This is a genomic window from Anabaena subtropica FACHB-260 (assembly GCF_014697105.1).
GTDB lineage: Bacteria > Cyanobacteriota > Cyanobacteriia > Cyanobacteriales > Nostocaceae > Trichormus > Trichormus subtropicus.
In genome coordinates this window covers 1-20,380 of record NZ_JACJRF010000045.1, presented here as the reverse complement: position 1 = coordinate 20,380, position 20,380 = coordinate 1, and the positions used below count along the sequence as shown (strand labels likewise).

The window sequence follows — 20,380 nt, the reverse complement described above, 5'->3', positions numbered from 1 at the left end:
TTGCTGAATCAAGAGACGATTCTTGTGGGGTAGGCATCTCATACCAATTCAAAATTCAAAATTAAGAAATCTAGATTTTGCAAAGATTTCTGGGTTTGGATCTGTATCAGAATTTTAGTGAAATGGTATCACCTGCCCTACAAATATGGGAAGTAATACCAATTTTCCAAAATTAAAGTTTTTTATGAAAAATTTATAATCTCTCCTCTTCGCTACATCATGAGAGAGACGGTAAATCCTGATGAAATCAATACTTTCCTGAGTCTCAAGTTACTTAACTTAGTAGATGCAGTTATAGTGTAAATTTATTTTTTTAGTGAAAACACCGATAACATCTTCCAGTAAGTAGATTGATTGTGTCAATATTACTGAATCAATAGGTAACAAAAATCCCTGGCAAGCTTATATCTGAAATCAGCGCATCTGCAAAAAGTAAGATATGTGATGCCATAGTTTCCGAAAACACTCCGGAATCGCCAAATGACTCACTGCCTAACTACCCAAGAAGTTGCCAATGACACATTTCTCTACCCTGGTTGAACTGCTACGCGCTCGTGCTAATCATGAGCCGGACAAGCTCGCCTATATGTTCCTCATTGACGGGAAAACAGAAGGCCCCAAGTTATCATACGCAGAATTGGATCGTCTAGCCCGTGCTATTGGTGCATTGTTGCAGAAACATAATGCTAAAGGCGAGCGTGTTTTGCTGCTATACCCCCAGGGATTAGATGTGATGGCAGCATTTCTAGGTAGTCTTTACGGTGGAGTCATCGCCATTCCTGCACCACCCCCCGATGCTGGTAGATTGAAACGCGCTCTACCACGTTTGCGGGCAATAGTCAAGGATGCGAATGCTAAATTTGTCTTCACTAACCAGCACCTTTTGGGTGTTCTACAAGCAGCCCAGTTAGACTTTCCTGAATTTGAGGAGATGACTTGGTTTGCCAGTGAAGATATTGATCTAGAACTAGCAGACCAATGGCAAGACCCGGAAATTAATCCAGATACCCTGGCATATTTGCAATATACTTCCGGCTCGACCTCCACACCAAAAGGTGTGATGATTAGCCACCACAACATCATGCACCACTGCGCCTACCTACAAAAAGCCTGTGGTTATGATGCTGAGAGTGTTTCGATTACCTGGATGCCATATTTCCACGATTACGGACTAGTAGAAGGGTTGACCGTACCAATTTACAACGGTCATCCTTGCTATGTCATGTCTCCAATGTCATTCATCAAACAACCAGTACGTTGGTTACAAGCCATTTCTCGTTATCGCGGTACTCATAGTCAAGCTCCTAACTTTGCCTATGAACAGTGCATTCGCCGCGTCACCGAACAGCAAAGAGCTACCCTGGATCTCAGCAGTTGGGTAGCAGCCGGGAACGCCGCCGAACCAATTAACCCCAAAGTATTGGAAGAGTTTTTCGAGAAATTTTCCCCCTGTGGTTTCAAGTGGGAAACTTTCGCACCAGCCTATGGATTAGCGGAAAATACCCTGTTGGTTTCTACCAGCCCCAGAAATACACCACCAGTCCTCTGCTTGGTAGAAAAAGCACAAATTGAGCAGAACAAAATTGTCGAAGCCTCTAGCTGGGGTGAAGGAGTCCGGGCTATCCCTGGATGTGGTCGTCTAGTTTGTGACACACAAGTAGCGATCGTCAATCCAGATACTTTGACTCGTTGTGCTGCGGATGAAGTCGGTGAAGTATGGGTAGCAGACCCCAGTGTGGCTGGTGGTTATTGGCAACGCCCCCAAGAAAGTGAAAGCACCTTCCGCGCCAAGATTGTGGGTAATAACGAAGTCTCTTTCCTCCGCACAGGTGACTTGGGCTTCATCAAGGGTGGTGAGTTGTTCATCACCGGACGCATCAAAGACTTGATTATTATCCGGGGGACTAACCACTATCCCCAAGACTTGGAATGGACTGTACAGGAAATTCACCCAGCACTGCGCCCAGACTACGGTGCAGCCTTCTCTATAGATGTGGATGGTGTAGAACAACTGGTAGTTGTTCAGGAAGTGAAACGCAAACCAGAAGAAGAGTTTAACGCAGATGAGGTATTGACCAATATTCGGCAAGCGATCGCCGAAATTCATGAACTACAAGCTTATGCTGTCGTTCTTGTCAAGCCAGGAAATGTTCTCAAAACTTCCAGTGGCAAAATTCAACGACGTGCTTGCAAAGCCAGTTTCCTGGCTGGTGAGTTGGAAGTTTTAGCCGATTGGAGCGAAAACCCCAAATATACAGCCAACTATCGGCGACTACAAGGGGAAGTAAATTCTTTGCTGGAAAAGGTGCAAGTTACTCACTAAGGAGAAAATTATGCAGCCACTCAAGCAATATTGGATCGCAGAAGCATTAGAGAAAGATTTGGGCGACCCTAGTAACCCAGATAATATGATGTCGTTCAAACAGGTCATCGACCTGGACGAACAAGAAGAGTTTCCCCATGAGATTATTAATTGGCTCTACAACTGGAAACTCCAGCATTACTACATTCCTACAGAATGCGGTGGGGAATTTACCTCCTTTGAAGAGTTTATCGCCTTTGTGCGCGTGCTTTCTCGCCGTGACCAAACCGCAGCGATCGCCTTCACTACTATGTTCTGGTCATACCTCACATGGATGGCAGGCACAGACGAGCAGAAGCGCACCCTAGCCAGCTTCATGAAAGATGCTAACGGGGCTATGTGTCTGGCTTATTCAGAGAAAGCCCACGGTAGTGATTTACTCGCCGGTGATGTCAGGGCAACAAAAGTTCCTGGTGGCTACATCCTCAACGGCGAAAAATGGCCGATTAACCGTGCCACCATTTCCGGTGTCACCTTCGTCCTAGCCAAAACCGACGAAGCTGGCGGAGCGCGTAGCCTGTCCCTATTCATGGTAGAAAAGAGTAAAATCGACCCCGCCAACTATAGCCACCTACCGAAAATTTTCACTCACGGCGTGCGCGGTTCGGATATGAGTGGGATCAAATTTGAGGACTGCTTCATCCCCGAATCTATGCGATTGGGGGCAGAAGGGGCAGGACTAGAACTAGCACTCAAAGGCTTCCAAATCACCCGCGCCTTGTGTGCCGCTTTTTCCCAAGGGGCTGCTGATACTGCCCTACGAACTACTCTCAAGTTTGCCTTGGGAAGGCAGTTATACGGCAAAACAGTTTATGATATGCCCCAACCCAAACGCACTTTAACAGATGCGTATCTGGATATCCTGATTTGCGACTGTGCCACCATCGGCGTTACTCGTGGGTTTAACACCATGCCAGAGCAAATCAGCGTCTGGTCAGCTGTGGTGAAATACTTCGTCACCACCACCCTAGAAACAGTCGTGCAGAATGTCTCCGTCGTTTTGGGTTCACGCTTTTATATGCGTGAAGAACACGACTATGGCATTTTCCAAAAAGTACTGCGGGATAACGCCATCATCAGTATGTTTGATGGCAGTACTGTAGTTAACCTCCATGCTTTGTTGCTGCAATTACGTCAACTCGCCAAGTCCCGCGCCAGAAATGCTGGACGCAACCCAGAAACCTTACAAGCACGTCTAGCAACCACCTTTGACTTAACCCAATCCTTACCCGCGTTTGATGGGAAGAAGTTGGAACTAGTCAACCGAGGCGGTGACGATGTTCTGCAAGGACTAGGTTTAGCGCTGACATCTTTAATTGATTTAAAGAAAGACTCCAGCCTCAATTCCGAGATATTGCAGCAAATTATCCAACTGACCGAGATGGTGCAGGAGGAGTTAAATACTCTTGATCATCAGATTACAGAGTCTACCTTCCAGTTTGGGCATGAGCAAGCGCCAGAAGTCTTCGACATCGCCAAACAATATTGCGTCTTGCATACAGCAGCTAGTTGTGTGCAGATGTGGCTTTATAACCGCCATCACTTGGGAGACTTCTTTAGTAAGGGCGAGTGGTTAGCACTTAGCCTCCGTAAGTTGATGCTGACTTTCCGTCCTGCTAAAGCCTTGCCAGCGCGGATTGACGACACAGCAGTTGCCCAAGAGTTAGTCCGGTTGTACACCGACAATCGGATGTTTTCCATCGTTCCTTTCCAATTAGCAAACCCTCAACTACAAGAGACTAAAACTGATGCAACTCAAAGACTCCAACTCCAAGCCTAGTACTAATAACGCTGTTGATACTATCCAAGGGTGGTTAGTTAACCAGATTGCCACACAATTGAACATCAATGCTCAAACCATCAAAGTTACTGAACCCTTGACTCGCTACGGTCTAGATTCTATCGATTCAGTCACTATTGTGGGTGAATTGGAAGACTGGCTCGATGCAGAACTACCCCCTACCTTACTCTGGGACTACCCCACCATTGAAAAAGCATCTCAATATTTGGTGAACGAAGCAGGTGTAACACCTGCGGAGACAGCAAAGGCTGAACCCACTACCAAACCTCAAGAAGCCCCCAAAGAAAAAGCCTGGGGTGGTCTGTGGAACAAAATTAGTGGCAGTTAATTAATTCGTAATACCCTAGAAGGCTAACACCTACGTAATTCGTAATTCCCATCTCAACGACGAATTACGAATTATTAATTATCAATTATTCATGGGGGGTGTTAATTGAATTTCTCAGAATTTTCTTTCTGGTGGGTGCTGCTACTTTTTAGCATCCCTTACTTTACAGTCCGTTATGTTGCCAAATTACTGAACTTGTGGAGAGGGATCTTTGATGCAGTCGGCTTGGCAGCAATTTCTTCTCTATTATTTGTCAACGCTTCTCGTTCTAGTTTTGCCATCTTCGTCTGTGAAATCATCTTCAACTACGTCATGGTGTGGTTGATGTTGCGTCAACAAGGATGGAAAGCGAAAGCGATCGCTACTACTGTCATCATTATAGATATTGCTATTCTTGCCTACTTCAAATACCTAAACTTCTTTGTTGAAGATGTCTTAGGGTTGTTAGTCCCAGGATTAGCCGCAAGTTGGCAGGGAAAAACTATTCCCGGTATGGGTTCCATCCCTCCCGGATTATCTTTTTACACCTTCCAGATGGTGGCTTTTGTGGTTGACTCCTATAACAGCCGCAAAAAACAAGCCATTGGTGCGTTAGATTACGTCAATTTCGTTTCCTTTTTCCCTCAGGTGGTGGCAGGCCCCATCGAACGCCGGGGTGATTTGTTTCCCCAAATTGAGTCATTCCGTTTTAAATTTACTTATGAAAACTTTGAATCGGGTTTTCGTTGGTTATCTTTAGGACTATTTATGAAGTTTGTCCTAGCGGATAATATTTCACCGTATATCAAATTAGACCAAGCCCAAAACCCTTGGCTGGTTTGGTTCTTTGCCTTCTTATTTACATTACAAATTTACTTTGACTTTGGCGGATATAGCTTTATTGCTCTGGGTTTAGCAAAATTTTTAGGCATCAACTTAACTATTAACTTTTTGGCTCCTTACACATCCCAAAGTATTAACGAATTTTGGCGCAGGTGGCACGTCACCCTCAGCACTTGGTTTCGGGATTATGTTTTTTTACCTCTTATGGGTAAGAACAAAAAGTGGGCTCCATTCTATTTATTTTTGACTTTCACTCTTTCGGGATTCTGGCACGGAGCAGCCTGGAATTTCATCTTCTGGGGAGCTTATCACGGACTACTGTTATTAATTATCCGTTACGCTGGGCGACCTTTTTACAAACTTGTTGGGCAGCAACGGTTCCTCATGCCTCAGTTTATTTCCTGGGCGTTGACCTTTGGTTCAGTCATCTTGGGATGTCTGTTTTTTATGGAAACCAATACGCCACGTCTATTAGAGAAGTTGCAAACAATCGTAAATCCCTGGGCATATTCCCTATCCAACTTAGGCGCAGCTATGAGCTTCTTCAGTGGTAACGAAGCGATCGCACTAGGTTTTACCCTAGCATTAGCCATCACCTTATTACTAATGGAACACATTGGAGTCTGGCAACAACGGGAATGTGAATATGACTTGTTGCTCTCTCCTTGGGTGTCGCGGGTGTTGTTAGCGTTAACCGTCTTACTAGCTGCAAATACACCATCTCCCTTTATCTACTTTGAGTTCTAAGGAACCATATTTATCTCAATTCGGCTATGAAAAAATTTTTACAGCTTAACAGTTGGTTGGCGATCGCCGCTTTAGCCTGGGGTGTTGGTTACTTATATAATGCCCGCTACGGAGGTGAACTCAGTTGGCTAAGGATGATGTATGAGCAGAAAAGAGCGATCGCCAGTGAAGTTCAAGCCCCCCAACGTATTCTCATTGTCGGTGGTTCTGGGGCGCACTACACCGTAGATGCCGGATTGATGCAGCAGCAATTAGGCATCCCCACTATCAACATGGCCACAGATGGCCCAGTCGGCTTAAATGTCATCCTCCCCAGTGTTACCGACACCATCAAACAAGGCGATATTGTCCTACTAATTCCAGAGTATTTAATTTTACTCAGCAAAGATGGATTCGGCGATCGCTCCGGTCAGTTTGGTATGGCTATTGGTAAACCAGGACTAGGAGGTGTCCCCACCAAACAATTAGCCCAAGACATCATGTTGCTAGGTATTCCCACCTTAAAAGCAGTCACTAAGTCCTCAGTAGATTTAGTAGAAAAAGGCCGCTTCACTGGGTACTACTCCGATCCCATCACGGCGAATGGAGACCCCACAGTCATGAAACAACGCCTCAAGACGGCTTGGTGGGAACTCAAAATTAAAGACCCAGTTTCTCCCCACTCTTTACGACGTATTCGACAGTTTAAAAAGGAAGTCGAGGCTAAGGGCGCAACCTTAGTTCTTGGTCTTTCGTGGATTTATGGTAGTACTGATACCGAAACCCTCGACAATATAAGTAAAACTGCTGAGAAATTAGGTGAAATTGCTCCTGTACTGTACGACAAACAAACCTTGAATGTCAAAACCGACTCTAGTTTGTTTGCCGACACACATTATCACCTCAATCCCCCAGGTCGTCGCACCCGCACCACCGAGTTAGTAGAGCAACTTAAAACCCTCAATATTATTCGTAATTAAGCCGGAAGTAGGGGCAGGTAAAATTTATATCTCAGTCCCCAATAACCAGTACCCAATACCTACTTTTAAACTTTTATGGTTAACAAAATATTGACAAAACAGCTAGATGATGTATTTGGGTTAGATTTGCGATCGCTGGCTGCTTTCCGCATCGGCATATCGTTGGTGCTGTTGACAGATTTGGGGATTCGTTTTGGTGATTACATTGCTCACTACACCGATGCTGGGGTGATGCCCCGCGCCTTATTGGCAGACATCAGCAAACCTTGGCATTGGTCACTCCATGCCATCAGTGGCGAACCCATTTTCCAAGTGCTGTTGTTTGGAATCGCGGCAATTATGGCGCTCCTCATGCTAGTAGGATATCGCACCCGTATAGCTACTATTGCCTCTTGGGTCTTGCTCATCTCACTGCATAACCGGAATCCAGCACTAATCTTTGCTGCCGATGACGTGTTACGGGCGCTGATGTTTTGGGCAATGTTTCTGCCTCTGGGTGCCAGCTATTCCATCGAAAGCTCCCTTAATACTGCTACTCGCAAGTTACCGGAAAGGGTGGCTTCTGGCGCTACTTTTGCCTTGATATGTCAGCAGTGCTTTATCTATATCTTCTCTGCCGCCTTCAAAACCAAAAGCCCAGTCTGGGTTGATGGCAGTGCTGTTTACTATTCTCTCAGTTTTGATCAGTACACTACACCTCTTGGTCATTTCCTATTAAATTTTCCGCCGCTTCTCACCCTTTTTACCTACGTTACTTTAGTGCTGGAATGGGTGGGGCCTTTGGTGCTGTTCATTCCCTTCCGTAACAGTTTCTTTCGGATGTGTGCAGTGATTACCTTCATTTTGCTGCACGCGGGATTTGGCTTAACTTTGAACTTGGGCATTTTCCCATTTTTGAGCATCTTCAGTTGGTTAGCCTTCCTCCCTAGTTCCTTTTGGAATGGACTGCACAAGCGCCTACAAACACCAGAAAGACAAGGTTTGACGATTTACTTCGATGCCGATTGTGGTTTTTGTAAAAAAGTGGTGCATCTGTTAAGGACGTTGTTGATTTTGCCAGGAACGCCATTACTCATGGCGCAAGAATACCCAGACATCCATACCGATATGCAAACCTACAATTCCTGGGTAGTGGAAGATTGGCAGGGAAACCGACATTTCAAATTTGAGGGAATTGCTTACATAGTCAGTCTTTCTCCTGTATTTTTCTTTCTGGTTCCTCTACTCAAATGGAAGCCAGTCATGACAGTCGGGACAAAATTTTATGAAATAGTGGCTTCTAACCGTAAAGTTGCTGGTAATTTCACCAAACCCTTTAAATTCAATCCAATTCAAATACGCTCATCGCGCTTGCTGAATATTCTGGCGCTCTTATTGTTACTGTATACTTTTGTTTGGAATATTAGTAGTTACTCCCCTGAAGCCTTCAGACGCAAGACCTGGCAAAGTACAGAATTTATCGGACGGGCTACACGTCTAGACCAATCTTGGAGTATCTTTGCACCTGCGCCACCAAGAGATGATGGCTGGCACGTAATTTCTGGTCGTTTGCAAGATGGAACCGAAGTTGATATTTTCCGTGGGGGAACTCCAGTAAATTGGGATAAACCAGACTTGGCTTTACGGAGTGCTATTTATCGAAATATGCAGTGGCGTACTTATTTTATCAATCTGAATCGGGCGATCGGTAAAAAGCTTTATCCATTCTATGGTCAATATCTGTGCCGTACTTGGAACAATCAACATACTGATGGGCAAATTCTGAAAAACTTTGATATTTACTTTATGGATGAGCGTACTGTCCCATCAGGTCAACCGCAAGCCGTCGAAAAAAAGCAGACTTGGCAGCAGTCTTGCTCTCCATAAAACCTACACTTGTCAGCACTCCTCACCTCCACCAGTTATTTTTGCTTTGCTAGACTACTATTGACTGGTGAACTTTACCGGAATAGGTGCGTCTATTGTTGTTGTTAGCTAAGAGAGCGAATTTGCAAGGAGTGAGAATCTGAAAGGTTTTGAACTCAAAGGTGTAGAAAAACTGATTGGTCCGTTAGCCGCACTTCTCGGCTTTGTGTACTTGTTACAATGGTATATATATGGAGAATTGCGATCGCCCTCTGATCCCATCTTTGGCAATAATTTACCACCTTTGGTGATGACAGGTGGCGATCCTCACATCCGCGCGTTAATGCGAACTATCTCAGCCAGTGAAGCTAATGGTAATCGTCCTTACTCCCTGTTATATGGTGGAAGGCAGGTAACCGATCTGAGCAAACATCCTGAAATATGTGTCACTATTGTCACAGGACCAAACACAGGGAATTGTTCCACTGCGGCTGGTCGATATCAAATTATCAACACAACTTGGTTTGAAATTGCCCCCCGCTATCATCCCAAACCAGCGCAAATGATGTTTTGGTCAGCTTATAGTTTTGAACCAAAGTATCAAGATTTGGTTGTTTATCGTTGGTTAAATGATTCGCGGGTGTGGGGTGTGGATATTTCCCAACTACTCCGCCAAGGCCAAATCAATGATGTTTTACGGCGACTCTCTCCCACTTGGACAAGTTTAGGTTACGGCATTGAGACAAATTCTATTAGTCGCTCTCTGCCAAGAATTTATCAAAGAATGTTAGAAGAAGAATTAACAACAGCTAATCAACCAGCATCAGTAAATATTACTCCCAGTCCCACGCCTAAGATCCAATCTAGATAAAAGTAGCCGTAAAAAATTCTTTAAGTTCCTGCACAAATTTCTCGGTATTTTCAAAATGAATATTATGTGCAGCATTACTAATGACTTTTAGCTGAGATAGAGGAGCTATCTTAGCTATTTTTCTATTTATTTCTATAAATTTATGGTCATTTTCACCAACAAGTAAAAGTAAAGGGATGCGATTATTTTTGAGTATTTCCCATAAACAGGGTTGGCTACCAGCCCCCATGAATTGTAATGATTTGACTAATTCAACAGGCTGATTGTGTAGCCTACTTTCTAACATGAACTCAAATTCTGGATGATGTTTGATATTCCCAAAAATAGGCTGACTATACCAATTGAGTAAAAAAGCTGCAAAATCTGATTTATTTGAGTTTCTTGCTAACTTTTTGGCTATTTGAGCATCATGTTTAACTCTTTCTAATCTTTCTACTTCTGTGGCCAAACCTGGAGACGCAGACTCTAGCACTACTCGATAAAAACGGGCGGGAAAATGCAGAGTTAGATATAAAGCTAATCTACCACCCATTGAATAACCAACTAAGAAGCATTTATGAATCTCTAATTCATCTAGTAAATTAATTAGGGCTTGAGCAGTATTTGCCATTAAGTAAAATTCATTTCCACCAGATACCTGAGTATTTCCATGTCCAGGTAAATCAAGTATTAGATAAGAAAAATCATCTCCTAGCAATTTGATAGTTGCATCAAATTCATCTATATCACCCATAAATCCGTGCAGAAAAAGAATCACGGCTTTATCATGATTACTAATTAATGAATAATCGAATTGGTAGTTTTCTTTCGTCATATTTTAGATAATTTTTCCGTAAAGTCATAATAGAAATTTGTATTATTACTAAGCAAGTTTTGAAAAATCACAAATAGAGTATGCGAAAAATTATTTTGTTCATTGCTTCTAGTCTTGATGGATACATTGCTAGAGCATCAGGAGAGATAGATTGGCTATTTACTGATCAAGACTATGGTTACACCGAGTTTTACAACCAGGTTGATACGTTAATTATGGGTAACAAGACATATCAGCAAGTCTTAAGTTTTGGAGAATACCCATACAAAGATAAGGAAGTTTTGGTATTTTCTCAAACGCAACAAGGAGAAACGGATAATAATACAAAATTTGTCAATAATAATTGGGAAGATTTGATTAGAATACTAAAAATATCAAATGGTCGTGATATCTGGTTAGTTGGGGGCGCACAATTAATTCATGTTTTTCTAAAACATCATTTTATAGATGAAATAATTCTTTCGATACATCCAATTATTTTAGGCAGTGGTATTCCATTAATTCTGAATGATCCCAGTTTAGAAACAGAACTTCAACTGAAAGATGTGAAAACTTTTGATACTGGATTAGTTCAAATATTTTACAATTTGAATTAAGAAAAAATACTCAAATTTTCTATTTATCAGAAGAAGTTGGGAATCTATATAATTAAGGTAAAAATCTATCTAAAGCCGCTTTGAGTTGTTCAATTTCTACTTCTATATTTCCTTCTTTTGAAGCTCTGGCAATACACTCTGTGAGATGTTCGTCCAGTACAATTCTTGCTACTTTATCTAATGCACCTCGCACAGCAGCAATTTGTAATAAAACGTCTGGACAAGGGCTACTTTGTTGTACCATCGTTTTGATACCACGAATGTGTCCTTCTATGCGTGACAACCGATTAACGATTCGCCGTAAAGATTCTTCGCTATGGACGTGAGCATGAACCGAATTGACCTGTCCGTGACTATGGTCTGTGGGGTTGTGTTTTGTATCATGACTGTGAGATTCTTCGGCTTTTCGGGACACAGACAATGATTCTTGATCTAATCGGTTTGATCCATTCATGAGTGATTACAGCGCTGGGAATACTCAGATTGTATCCTAGAGATGGTCAGCCCCTTCTCTACTGGAGGCTACGCGTAGCTTGCTTTTTCGCAATAGTAGGGGGAAATTCAGGGGGGAATTCAAAATTCAACGTCCTGATCATCAATCCTTTGGTAAAATCCGAACCTCGGAAGTGGGAATCTCTACAATAGCTATTAGGTTAAATAGTCAATTAACTTTAATTACAGGTAGCTGCTTTATGCTTCAGCCAAAAGCCGAGGTTAGTGTGTAGTAATTATTATGCAAATTTGTCAAGATAAATTTAAATAGATTTGTCAACATTAGGCAAAAATTAGGCTTCTAAATTGGTCTGTGATTATGAGATTTTTAAATTTATTCGGTTCCATGCGCCAACTTGGTACTCATGTATTGGCAATATTTATAGGAGTTGTGCTAACGGTTAGCAGTGTTTGGGTATTACCATCACAAGCAGAACCTGTGTCTATTCCTAGTACAACTGGATCTACACCGGAAATGGTGGCTCAAAAACAGTCACCGGCTACGGCTGCTATAGGTAATAATAGTTTTGTGACAGCAGCTGTTAATCGTGTTGGTTCAGCAGTAGTGAGAATTGATACAGAACGCACAATTACACGGCGGGTTGATCCATTTATGGAAGACCCCTTTTTCCGGCGGTTTTTTGGTGAAGGTTTTCAAGGACAGTTACCGCCAGAACAGATGCGTGGTCTAGGCTCTGGGTTTATCATTGATAAAAATGGTTTAATCTTAACTAACGCTCATGTGGTGGATAAAGCCGATCGCGTGACTGTTCGTCTCAAAGATGGTCGTAGTTTTGATGGCAAGGTTCAAGGTATTGATGAAGTCACAGACTTAGCTGTGGTGAAAATCAACGCTGGGAGCAGTCTACCAGTTGCAGCCCTTGGTTCTTCTGATAATGTGCAAGTGGGAGACTGGGCGATCGCCGTTGGTAATCCTTTGGGTTTTGATAATACCGTCACTTTGGGTATTGTCAGCACTCTCAAGCGTTCTAGCGCTCAAGTGGGGATTACAGACAAGCGTTTAGAATTTATTCAAACCGATGCTGCAATTAACCCTGGTAACTCTGGCGGCCCCCTGTTGAATGACCGGGGTGAAGTGATTGGAATTAATACCGCCATCCGTGCTGATGCTATGGGGATTGGCTTTGCTATTCCTATTGATAAAGCTAAAGCGATCGCCACACAATTAGAAAGAGATGGTAAGGTGGCTCATCCCTATTTGGGTGTACAAATGGCAACTTTAACACCTGATTTAGCTCAACAAAATAACACCGATCCCAATTCTGCTTTTACAATCCCAGAAGTTAACGGTGTTTTGGTAATTCGGGTAGTACCAAACTCCCCGGCTGCTAATGCTGGTATCCGTCGCGGAGATGTAATTTTGCAAGTTGATAGTCAACCAATTACCACTGCGGAACAGTTGCAAAATGTGGTGGAAAATAGCCGTCTTGGTCAAGCGTTGCAGGTAAGAGTACAACGGGGTAATCAGACACAAAAGTTATCAGTACGCACTGCTGAGTTACAGAATGCTGCGTGATAATTTGTAGTTGATAATTCGTAATTCGTAATCAATTACGAATTACGAATTTGTTGTTTATGAAACTTGTGCGATGGTCTCCGACCGACCGTAAGTCATCGCCTGATTTATCCCCATTGTTCCAAACGATAACAACAGATTGACACAGGGGAAGTCAGATCAAATCTAGCTTTATTAATTACGAATTAAGAATAATGCTATATAGACGATTTGGACGCACAGAGTTACAGATGTCGGTATTTTCCTGCGGTGGCATGAGATACCAGTACAAGTGGCAAGATGTTAGTTACTCAGATATTCCTGCTGACAACCAAGCAAATGTAGAGGCAACTATTCGTCGAGCAATTGAAGTTGGTATTAATCACATTGAAACTGCTCGTGGTTATGGTAGTTCAGAAATGCAATTGGGGAAAATACTGCCTAAATTCCCCCGTGAACAGTTAATTGTACAGACAAAAGTTTCGCCTGTTGCCAATGCAAAAGAATTCCGCAAAACATTTGAGCGATCGCTCAAATATCTTCAATTAGAATATGTAGATTTATTGGGGCTTCACGGTATTAATAATGCTGAATTATTAGACTACAGTATACGTCCTGGAGGCTGTTTAGATGTAGTGCGGCAGTTGCAAGCAGAGGGTAAAGTCCGATTTGTGGGCTTTTCTACTCACGGTTCTACGGATGTCATTGTACAGACAATTAATACCAATCAATTTGATTATGTGAATCTGCATTGGTACTACATCAATCAATGGAATTGGCCAGCCATTGAAGCGGCTACTCGTCATGATATGGGAGTGTTTATTATTAGCCCTACAAATAAAGGAGGTAATCTTTATAATCCACCACAAAAATTAGTAGATTTGTGCGCTCCTTTAAGCCCGATAGTGTTCAATGATTTGTTTTGTTTGAGTCGTTCTCAAGTACATACATTGAGTTTAGGCGCAGCTAAACCCCAAGATTTTGACGAACACTTGAAGACATTAGAATTAATTGATCGGGCATCGGAAATTTTACCACCAATTTTAGCTAGGTTGGAAGAAACAGCGATCGCTACTCTAGGCGAAGATTGGGTAGAAACTTGGCAAACCAATTTACCTAAACTAGAAGAAACTCCTGGTCAAGTCAATATCCGGGTAATTCTATGGCTGCTAAATCTAGCTACTGCCTACGATTTAGTAGACTATGCCAAAATGCGATACAACTTACTGGGCAATGGTAGTCACTGGTTTGCTGGTAACAAAGCTGACAAACTCAGCGAAATAGATTTACAACAGTGCCTCAAGCACAGTCCCCATGCAAAGAAAATTCCCCATCTCTTGGCAAAAGCTCATCAAATGTTAGCAGGTGAGGCTTTACAGCGTCTATCTCAGAGTTGAAGTTTGCTATAGTTTTATTTTTAAGTGTCGCATGATGTTCATCAAATTGTGATAACGATGTCACAATCCGTTGATACGCTAAGTATTAAGTAAACATTTGGTTTACTCCTCACACCATATTACCTCCCTCTGGCTGTTCAGCAACAGAGGGATTTTTTTTATGTTGCAAAATGATGGTATGAATTTTGTCCTAAATATCTGTAAATAAATAAGAATTCTCATTTTTTTATAGCAACTGCGTATGAAAATCAGTAATTACAGGAACTAATTCCAATAACACTTAGATGAAGATTCCTTGGCAGGTTAACGAAAACTATCAAAAACCATTAGTAATGGTGGCGCAAAATACACCAGTGGTTGAAGCGATCGCTCAGATGTATCAATCCCAAACTAGTTGTGTGCTGGTTATTAACAAACAACAATTAATCGGTATTTTTACACAAACAGACGTAATGCGATCAATTGCTAATCACATAACGTTTGCAGACATGACAACTGGGGAACTCATGAGCCAACCTGTCATCACTGTGAGTCAGGCAGAACTTGAAGATTTACCCACTATTTTGCAACGGTTTCACCAATATCAAATAGGACATTTACCCATAATTGATGGTCAAGGAAGAGTGCTAGGTGTGATTACACCAGAAGAAGCCAAAACAGCACGACTAGAACAAATGTCTCAGTTGTTGTCAGAAAAGGATGCTCAATATCACGCCTCAAAAACTAGATTAAATGATATCCTCAACAGTGCGATCGCTACTTCTATTGTCGGTTTTCGAGTATTCCCCAATTACGATTGGGAATATGATTACCAATCTCTCGGTGATGAAACCATCTTTGGTTATACATCAGAGGAAATTTTCCAAGATAAAACACTGTGGATATCACGAGTACATCCTCAAGATGTAGAAACGGTTTTCACGCCTCTGTATGCAGAGATTTTTGCTGCACGCACATTAACTGTAGAGTATAGGTTTTATCATAAAAATGGTTCTCTGCGTTGGATTCGTACTACCTACGCTTCCCGTTATGACTCTGAAGCAAATTGCTGGATTGTTACAGGCACTAGTATTGATGTTAGTGAACACAAACAAGCAGAAGCAGCCTTACGACACAATGAAGAACGGTGGCAATTAGCGATCGCCGGCACTGATGAAGCCATTTGGGATTGGGATATACCAACTAATCACACCTATCGCTCAGACCGTTGGTTTGAAATGTTGGGTTATGAACGCCACGAACTTAGTAGTTTTGATGATGAATGGAGTATTCGCATCCATCCTGATGATTATGACCGAGTGATAGCTGCTCAATTGGCTTATCTACGTCGGGAAGTTCCATCTTATTACACAGAGTATCGTCTCCGGCGCAAAGATGGTAGCTATGGATGGTTTTGCTCACGAGCCAAAGCTGTTTGGGATGAACAAGGAAATCCAGTGCGATTGGTTGGTTCTTTAGGAGATATTACTGATAGCAAACTGGCTGAATTAGAAATCATCCACAGTCGAGATTTACTAGCAGGTATTTATAACGAATCTGCCGATGCTCTATTTCTTGTAGACACCACAACACTGCTAACCACTGACTGCAATCAACGAGCAGTGGAATTATTTGCAGCCTCTAGCAAATCAGAACTCATTGGTATTGACGGTCAAACGCTACAAAAACAATCTTTTACCACTGATGAGTTAGTTAACATTGTCTCAGAAATTAATCACAAAGGATTTTGGAGTCAAGAAATTGAATACAAAAACAAGCGGGGAGATTTGTTTTGGGGAAGCCTAGCTATTAAACGAATCTGCGTTGCTGGTCAGGCAATCAATTTAGTACGTGTCACAGATATTAGTCAACGCAAATTGGCAGAACTCACTTTGCATGAGCATGAAACCATGTTATGTAGCATTGGTGATAACCTGCCTAATGGGGCAGTTTATCAGATTGTGCGCGAGTTGAATGGGAGCGATCGCTTCACTTACTTTAGTGCTGGGATTGAAAGATTAATGGAAGTTAAGGCAGAAGATGTACTCACAGATGCAACTCTGCTTTATCGTCAGTTATGTGCAGAAGATATTCCCAACTTTGTCCAAGCCGTTGAGGAGTCCTATCTTCATCTAACCGTATTTGACATTCAACTACGAGTCTGCACTCCCAGTGGTCTGTGGAAATGGCTCCAACTACGTTCTACACCCCGTCAATTACTAGATGGTCGTGTAGCTTGGGATGGACTAGTTGTTGATATAACAGCTATCAAGCGCACTGAAGAAATTTTACGCCAGAGTGAAGCACTATTAGCAGAATCCCAGCAAGTAGCTCGTCTTGGTAATTGGGATTATGACTTAGCTACTGGCAAAATTAGTTGGTCGAGAGGACTATTTTATCTCTTCCAACGAGATCCCGACTTAGGCGCACCAAGCTACGAGGAGAATTTGCAACTTTACCACCCTGAGGATCGACAAAAACTCCACCAAGCTGTGGAACGTGCAGTTGCTACCGGGGAATCTTACAAATTGGTTCTGCGTGCATTTAAAGCCGATGGATCTAGCATCTACGTTGAAGGGATTGGACAAGTACAATTTAACTCACAAGGACAAATAATTCGACTTTACGGAACTGCTCAAGACATCACCGAACAGCAAGTTGCGCTCTTTGAACGTCACCAAGCAGAAGCAGCTTTACGAGAGAGTGAAAGACGATTTAGAGGTATTTTCAATAATACATTTCATTTCACAGGACTCTTAAGTGTTGATGGAATTTTGCTAGAAGCAAACCAGACTGCGTTGAATTTCGCGGGAATAACAGCTGAAGAAGCCATTAATCGCCCATTTTGGAAAACACACTGGTGGACAATTTCACCCGAAACTCAAGAACAATTAAGACAGGCAATTGCCCTAGCCGGGAAAGGAGAGTTTATTCGTTATGAAGTAGATGTTTTAGGTGCAAATAACCAAGTCGCAACCATCGATTTTTCCTTGCGTCCACTGAGGGATGAGACAGAAAAAGTCGTCTTGTTGATTCCCGAAGGTCGAGATATTAGCGAACAGCAAGCAGCTCTGCGCGATCGCCAACGAGCCGAGCAAGAACTTCAGCAGAAAGAACACTTTTTACGCAGTATTTATGATGGTGTTGCCAATTCGATTTTTGTTGTGGATGTTATAGATGGTGATTTTCGCTTTATGAGTTTAAATCCTGCTCATGAGCGACTTACAGGCTTGGTGTCTAGCGAATTACAAGGCAAGACTCCAGAGCAAGTTCTTCCACCTGCTTTCGCTGCATCTGTACGTCAACATTATCAGAATTGTGTAGAGGTGGGAGAAACAATTACCTATGAAGAATGCTTACCTTTCCAAGGACAGGAAACTTGGTGGATTACTAGTTTGACTCCCTTAAGAGACGAGAATTTACGTATTTACCGCATTATTGGCAGTAGTATTAATATCACTGAGCGAAAACGCACCCAACAAATGTTGGAGTTACAGGCCGTAATTACTCGCAACATGGCAGAGGGTTTATGCTTAGTGCGAGCTAATGACGGTGTTATTGTCTATGCCAACCCAAAATTTCAACAAATATTTGGTTATGACTCTGGTGAACTAATTGGTCAGCATATCTCGATTATTAACTACGAAGATGACAATACCACGGCTGAAGGAGTTCATGGGGCGATCGCTGCTGCTGTGATGCAACATGACGAAGCTACCTATGAAGTCCAAAATATCAAAAAAGATGGCACTCCCTTCTGGTGTCGAGCCACGACATCTGTTTTTGAACATCCTGAATATGGAACAGTCTTTGTTGCTGTCCAACAAGATATTACAGAGCAAAAGCAAGCAGAGGAAAAAATTAAGGCATCTCTCAAAGAAAAAGAAGTACTACTCAAAGAAATTCATCATCGGGTTAAAAATAATTTAGGTATTGTCAGTAGTTTGTTACAAATGCAATGCAGACGTACCCAAGATTCTCAAGCAACAGCCATTTTGCGTGATAGTCAAAACCGCATTGCTTCAATTGCTCTGGTACATGAGAAACTTTACCGTTCTAATGATTTAGCTAATATCGATTTCGCTGAATATATTCCAGATTTAACAACTCATTTATTTGACTCTTATAATGTTAGCTCCAACTGCATTCGCCTGAATATTCAAGTAGATGATGCTAGTTTGGATATTGAAACTGCGATTCCTTGTGGTTTGATTATCAATGAACTTGTTTCCAATGCTTTGAAATACGCCTTTCCCGATAATTGTCAAGGCGAAGTCCAAGTCAGGTTATTCCAACAAAACGATCAGACATTGACACTTATTGTCCGAGATAATGGTATTGGTTTACCTACGGAATTCGATAGCAAAAAGGCAAAAACACTGGGCATAACTCTTGTTCAGGGATTAGTCAAGCAGTTAAGGGGTCAATTAGAAATTCAGAGTCAATCAGGAACAGAGTTCAAAATTACTTTTACAAAAACCAGGGTATAAATATGATTAGCATTTGTTCAGAAACACATAAAATCCAGACAGTCAGAGTGCTGATTGTGGAAGATGAATATATCTTGGCGATGAACTTACAAGAAAGTTTAGAATCACTGGGATATACAGTTGTAGATATTGCAGATTCTGCCGAGTTAGCAATAGAGAAAGCAACTGAACTACGCCCCAACTTAATTTTGATGGATATTAGGCTACGAGGCGAACAAGATGGTATCCAAGCAGCAGAGCAAATTTGGAATGATCTACAAATTCCTGTTATCTACGTCACAGGACATTCTGATAAAAGTACCGTAGAACGAGCCACCCTCACATTCCCCTTTGGCTATATTCTCAAACCTGTCAGAGAACAAGAACTTTACGTCGCTATTAAAACAGCTATCAATCGCTATGAACGTGAGCAATTTTTGAGTTCCGTACTGCGGGGTATGGGAGACGGAGTACTGGTAGTTGATTCTCAATTGCGCGTCAAGTACATGAATCAAGTAGCGGAAAGACTTACAGGTTGGCAATTAGATGATGCAAAAGAACAGATTGTAACAGACGTTTTCCAACTTATTGACGAAGAAACTCTGCATTCCATCCAAAACCCGATTATATCTGCCATTCAAAAAGAAACAACCGTTTACTTAGGCGATGGTCTCGGACTGACGGTCGGTCATCGCATTCTACTAATTACCAAAGATGGCACAATGATTCCAGTGGCTGATAGTGCTACTCCCTTACGTAATAATTATGGTGACATGACCGGAGCAGTCATGGTTTTTCGGGATGATACCCAACGAAGACTCACCGAAGAACGTAATCTCTCAGCTGAACGTAATCGACAGCTAGAAATTCAAATGGCAGAAATGCAACGCTTCAATCAGTTAAAAGAGGATTTTTTGGCAGCTACCTCTCATGAAATGAGAACGCCATTATCAAATATTAAAATGGCAATCTCCATGCTAGAAAATGTTATAAATCAGCAAGAAATTTTAAAATCAGCAACATCTTCAACCTCTGCTTCTTTATCTCGCTATCTGAAAATTCTGCGTTATGAGTGCGAACGTGAGTTAAATTTGGTCGATGATCTGCTCAATATGCGAATCATTGACACAGACGGTTATCCTTTAGATATAACTTATATTCCTCTTCAATCTTGGCTACCTGAAATTATTAGCACTTTTCAGGAAATTGCCGAAGCCCAAAAACAGGTTTTAGAAGTTAGTATTTCTGATGATTTACCAGCTTTAGTATCTGACGCAGAAGTGTTGAATGTTAAGAAAAAGCCAATAAAAATAGCCCAAAATATGTTAGATTTTGGGCGAAGGATTAAAATATTTTAGTTTAACAGTGATTATAAATTCATT

The 20,380-nt window shown here is 42.0% G+C and carries 14 protein-coding genes; 12 read left to right on the top strand and 2 right to left on the bottom strand.

Features of this window, described 5'->3' with window-relative positions; genetic code table 11:
• Positions 1-514 precede the first annotated feature (514 nt).
• The 7 genes from H6G18_RS20135 to H6G18_RS20105 all read left to right on the top strand — a co-directional run bounded on the left by H6G18_RS20135 (position 515) and on the right by H6G18_RS20105 (position 9,735).
• The gene (locus H6G18_RS20135; protein ID WP_190408878.1) at positions 515-2,323 is read left to right on the top strand and encodes a fatty acyl-AMP ligase; all 1,809 of its coding nucleotides are present in this window, start codon (positions 515-517) and stop codon (positions 2,321-2,323) included.
• A gap of 10 nt (positions 2,324-2,333) precedes the next feature.
• A complete protein-coding gene (locus H6G18_RS20130; protein ID WP_190408877.1) occupies positions 2,334-4,142 on the top strand; it encodes an acyl-CoA dehydrogenase in 1,809 nt (602 codons plus the stop codon).
• Complete coding sequence (locus H6G18_RS20125) at positions 4,111-4,491, top strand: acyl carrier protein (RefSeq protein ID WP_190408876.1); 381 nt, start codon at positions 4,111-4,113, stop codon at positions 4,489-4,491. The genes H6G18_RS20130 and H6G18_RS20125 overlap by 32 nt, the downstream gene beginning before the upstream one ends.
• 105 nt (positions 4,492-4,596) lie before the next feature.
• The gene (locus H6G18_RS20120; protein WP_190408875.1) at positions 4,597-6,060 is read left to right on the top strand and encodes an MBOAT family O-acyltransferase; all 1,464 of its coding nucleotides are present in this window, start codon (positions 4,597-4,599) and stop codon (positions 6,058-6,060) included.
• Between the two features lie 26 nt (positions 6,061-6,086).
• Positions 6,087-7,019, top strand: a complete 933-nt coding sequence (locus H6G18_RS20115; RefSeq protein ID WP_190408874.1) for a hypothetical protein — start codon at positions 6,087-6,089, stop codon at positions 7,017-7,019.
• A gap of 75 nt (positions 7,020-7,094) precedes the next feature.
• Positions 7,095-8,885 carry an HTTM domain-containing protein gene (locus tag H6G18_RS20110; RefSeq protein WP_190408873.1) on the top strand — a complete coding sequence of 597 codons (1,791 nt, stop codon included), beginning with the start codon at positions 7,095-7,097 and terminating at the stop codon, positions 8,883-8,885.
• Between the two features lie 205 nt (positions 8,886-9,090).
• On the top strand, positions 9,091-9,735 hold the full coding sequence (locus H6G18_RS20105; protein WP_313954448.1) for a glycoside hydrolase family 24 protein: 645 nt from the start codon (positions 9,091-9,093) through the stop codon (positions 9,733-9,735).
• On the opposite strand, the gene menH is transcribed toward H6G18_RS20105, so the two are convergent.
• The gene (gene menH / locus H6G18_RS20100; RefSeq protein WP_190408872.1) at positions 9,728-10,549 is read right to left on the bottom strand and encodes a 2-succinyl-6-hydroxy-2,4-cyclohexadiene-1-carboxylate synthase; all 822 of its coding nucleotides are present in this window, start codon (positions 10,547-10,549) and stop codon (positions 9,728-9,730) included. The genes H6G18_RS20105 and menH overlap by 8 nt on opposite strands.
• An 80-nt stretch (positions 10,550-10,629) precedes the next feature.
• Here menH and H6G18_RS20095 point away from each other — a divergent pair, with 80 nt between their 5' ends.
• Positions 10,630-11,145, top strand: a complete 516-nt coding sequence (locus H6G18_RS20095) for a dihydrofolate reductase family protein (protein ID WP_190408871.1) — start codon at positions 10,630-10,632, stop codon at positions 11,143-11,145.
• Between the two features lie 52 nt (positions 11,146-11,197).
• Here the strand turns inward: H6G18_RS20095 and H6G18_RS20090 are convergent, their stop codons facing one another.
• A complete protein-coding gene (locus tag H6G18_RS20090; protein ID WP_190408870.1) occupies positions 11,198-11,599 on the bottom strand; it encodes a metal-sensing transcriptional repressor in 402 nt (133 codons plus the stop codon).
• A 357-nt stretch (positions 11,600-11,956) separates the two neighbouring features.
• Between H6G18_RS20090 and H6G18_RS20085 the strand changes: the two genes are divergently transcribed.
• The 4 genes from H6G18_RS20085 (at position 11,957) to H6G18_RS20070 (ending at position 20,356) form a co-directional block, all read left to right on the top strand.
• Entirely contained in the window at positions 11,957-13,174 is a 1,218-nt protein-coding gene (locus H6G18_RS20085) for an HhoA/HhoB/HtrA family serine endopeptidase (protein ID WP_190408869.1), read from the top strand.
• A gap of 194 nt (positions 13,175-13,368) precedes the next feature.
• Positions 13,369-14,550 carry an aldo/keto reductase gene (locus tag H6G18_RS20080; RefSeq protein WP_190408868.1) on the top strand — a complete coding sequence of 394 codons (1,182 nt, stop codon included), beginning with the start codon at positions 13,369-13,371 and terminating at the stop codon, positions 14,548-14,550.
• 284 nt (positions 14,551-14,834) lie between these two features.
• Complete coding sequence (locus tag H6G18_RS20075; RefSeq protein WP_190408867.1) at positions 14,835-19,019, top strand: PAS domain S-box protein; 4,185 nt, start codon at positions 14,835-14,837, stop codon at positions 19,017-19,019.
• A gap of 2 nt (positions 19,020-19,021) precedes the next feature.
• Positions 19,022-20,356, top strand: coding sequence for an ATP-binding response regulator (locus H6G18_RS20070; RefSeq protein ID WP_242040417.1), 1,335 nt, complete (start codon positions 19,022-19,024; stop codon positions 20,354-20,356).
• Positions 20,357-20,380: the final 24 nt, after the last annotated feature.

What these genes read in the sequence shown, in the direction of transcription:
- H6G18_RS20135 (WP_190408878.1), top strand. Translation starts at nt 515, where the DNA reads ATGACACATTTCTCTACCCTGGTTGAACTGCTACGCGCTCGTGCTAAT.
- H6G18_RS20130 (WP_190408877.1), top strand. Translation starts at nt 2,334, where the DNA reads ATGCAGCCACTCAAGCAATATTGGATCGCAGAAGCATTAGAGAAAGAT.
- H6G18_RS20125 (WP_190408876.1), top strand. Translation starts at nt 4,111, where the DNA reads ATGCAACTCAAAGACTCCAACTCCAAGCCTAGTACTAATAACGCTGTT.
- H6G18_RS20115 (WP_190408874.1), top strand. Translation starts at nt 6,087, where the DNA reads ATGAAAAAATTTTTACAGCTTAACAGTTGGTTGGCGATCGCCGCTTTA.
- H6G18_RS20110 (WP_190408873.1), top strand. Translation starts at nt 7,095, where the DNA reads ATGGTTAACAAAATATTGACAAAACAGCTAGATGATGTATTTGGGTTA.
- menH (WP_190408872.1), bottom strand. Translation starts at nt 10,549, where the DNA reads ATGACGAAAGAAAACTACCAATTCGATTATTCATTAATTAGTAATCAT.
- H6G18_RS20095 (WP_190408871.1), top strand. Translation starts at nt 10,630, where the DNA reads ATGCGAAAAATTATTTTGTTCATTGCTTCTAGTCTTGATGGATACATT.
- H6G18_RS20090 (WP_190408870.1), bottom strand. Translation starts at nt 11,599, where the DNA reads ATGAATGGATCAAACCGATTAGATCAAGAATCATTGTCTGTGTCCCGA.
- H6G18_RS20085 (WP_190408869.1), top strand. Translation starts at nt 11,957, where the DNA reads ATGAGATTTTTAAATTTATTCGGTTCCATGCGCCAACTTGGTACTCAT.
- H6G18_RS20080 (WP_190408868.1), top strand. Translation starts at nt 13,369, where the DNA reads ATGCTATATAGACGATTTGGACGCACAGAGTTACAGATGTCGGTATTT.
- H6G18_RS20075 (WP_190408867.1), top strand. Translation starts at nt 14,835, where the DNA reads ATGAAGATTCCTTGGCAGGTTAACGAAAACTATCAAAAACCATTAGTA.
- H6G18_RS20070 (WP_242040417.1), top strand. Translation starts at nt 19,022, where the DNA reads ATGATTAGCATTTGTTCAGAAACACATAAAATCCAGACAGTCAGAGTG.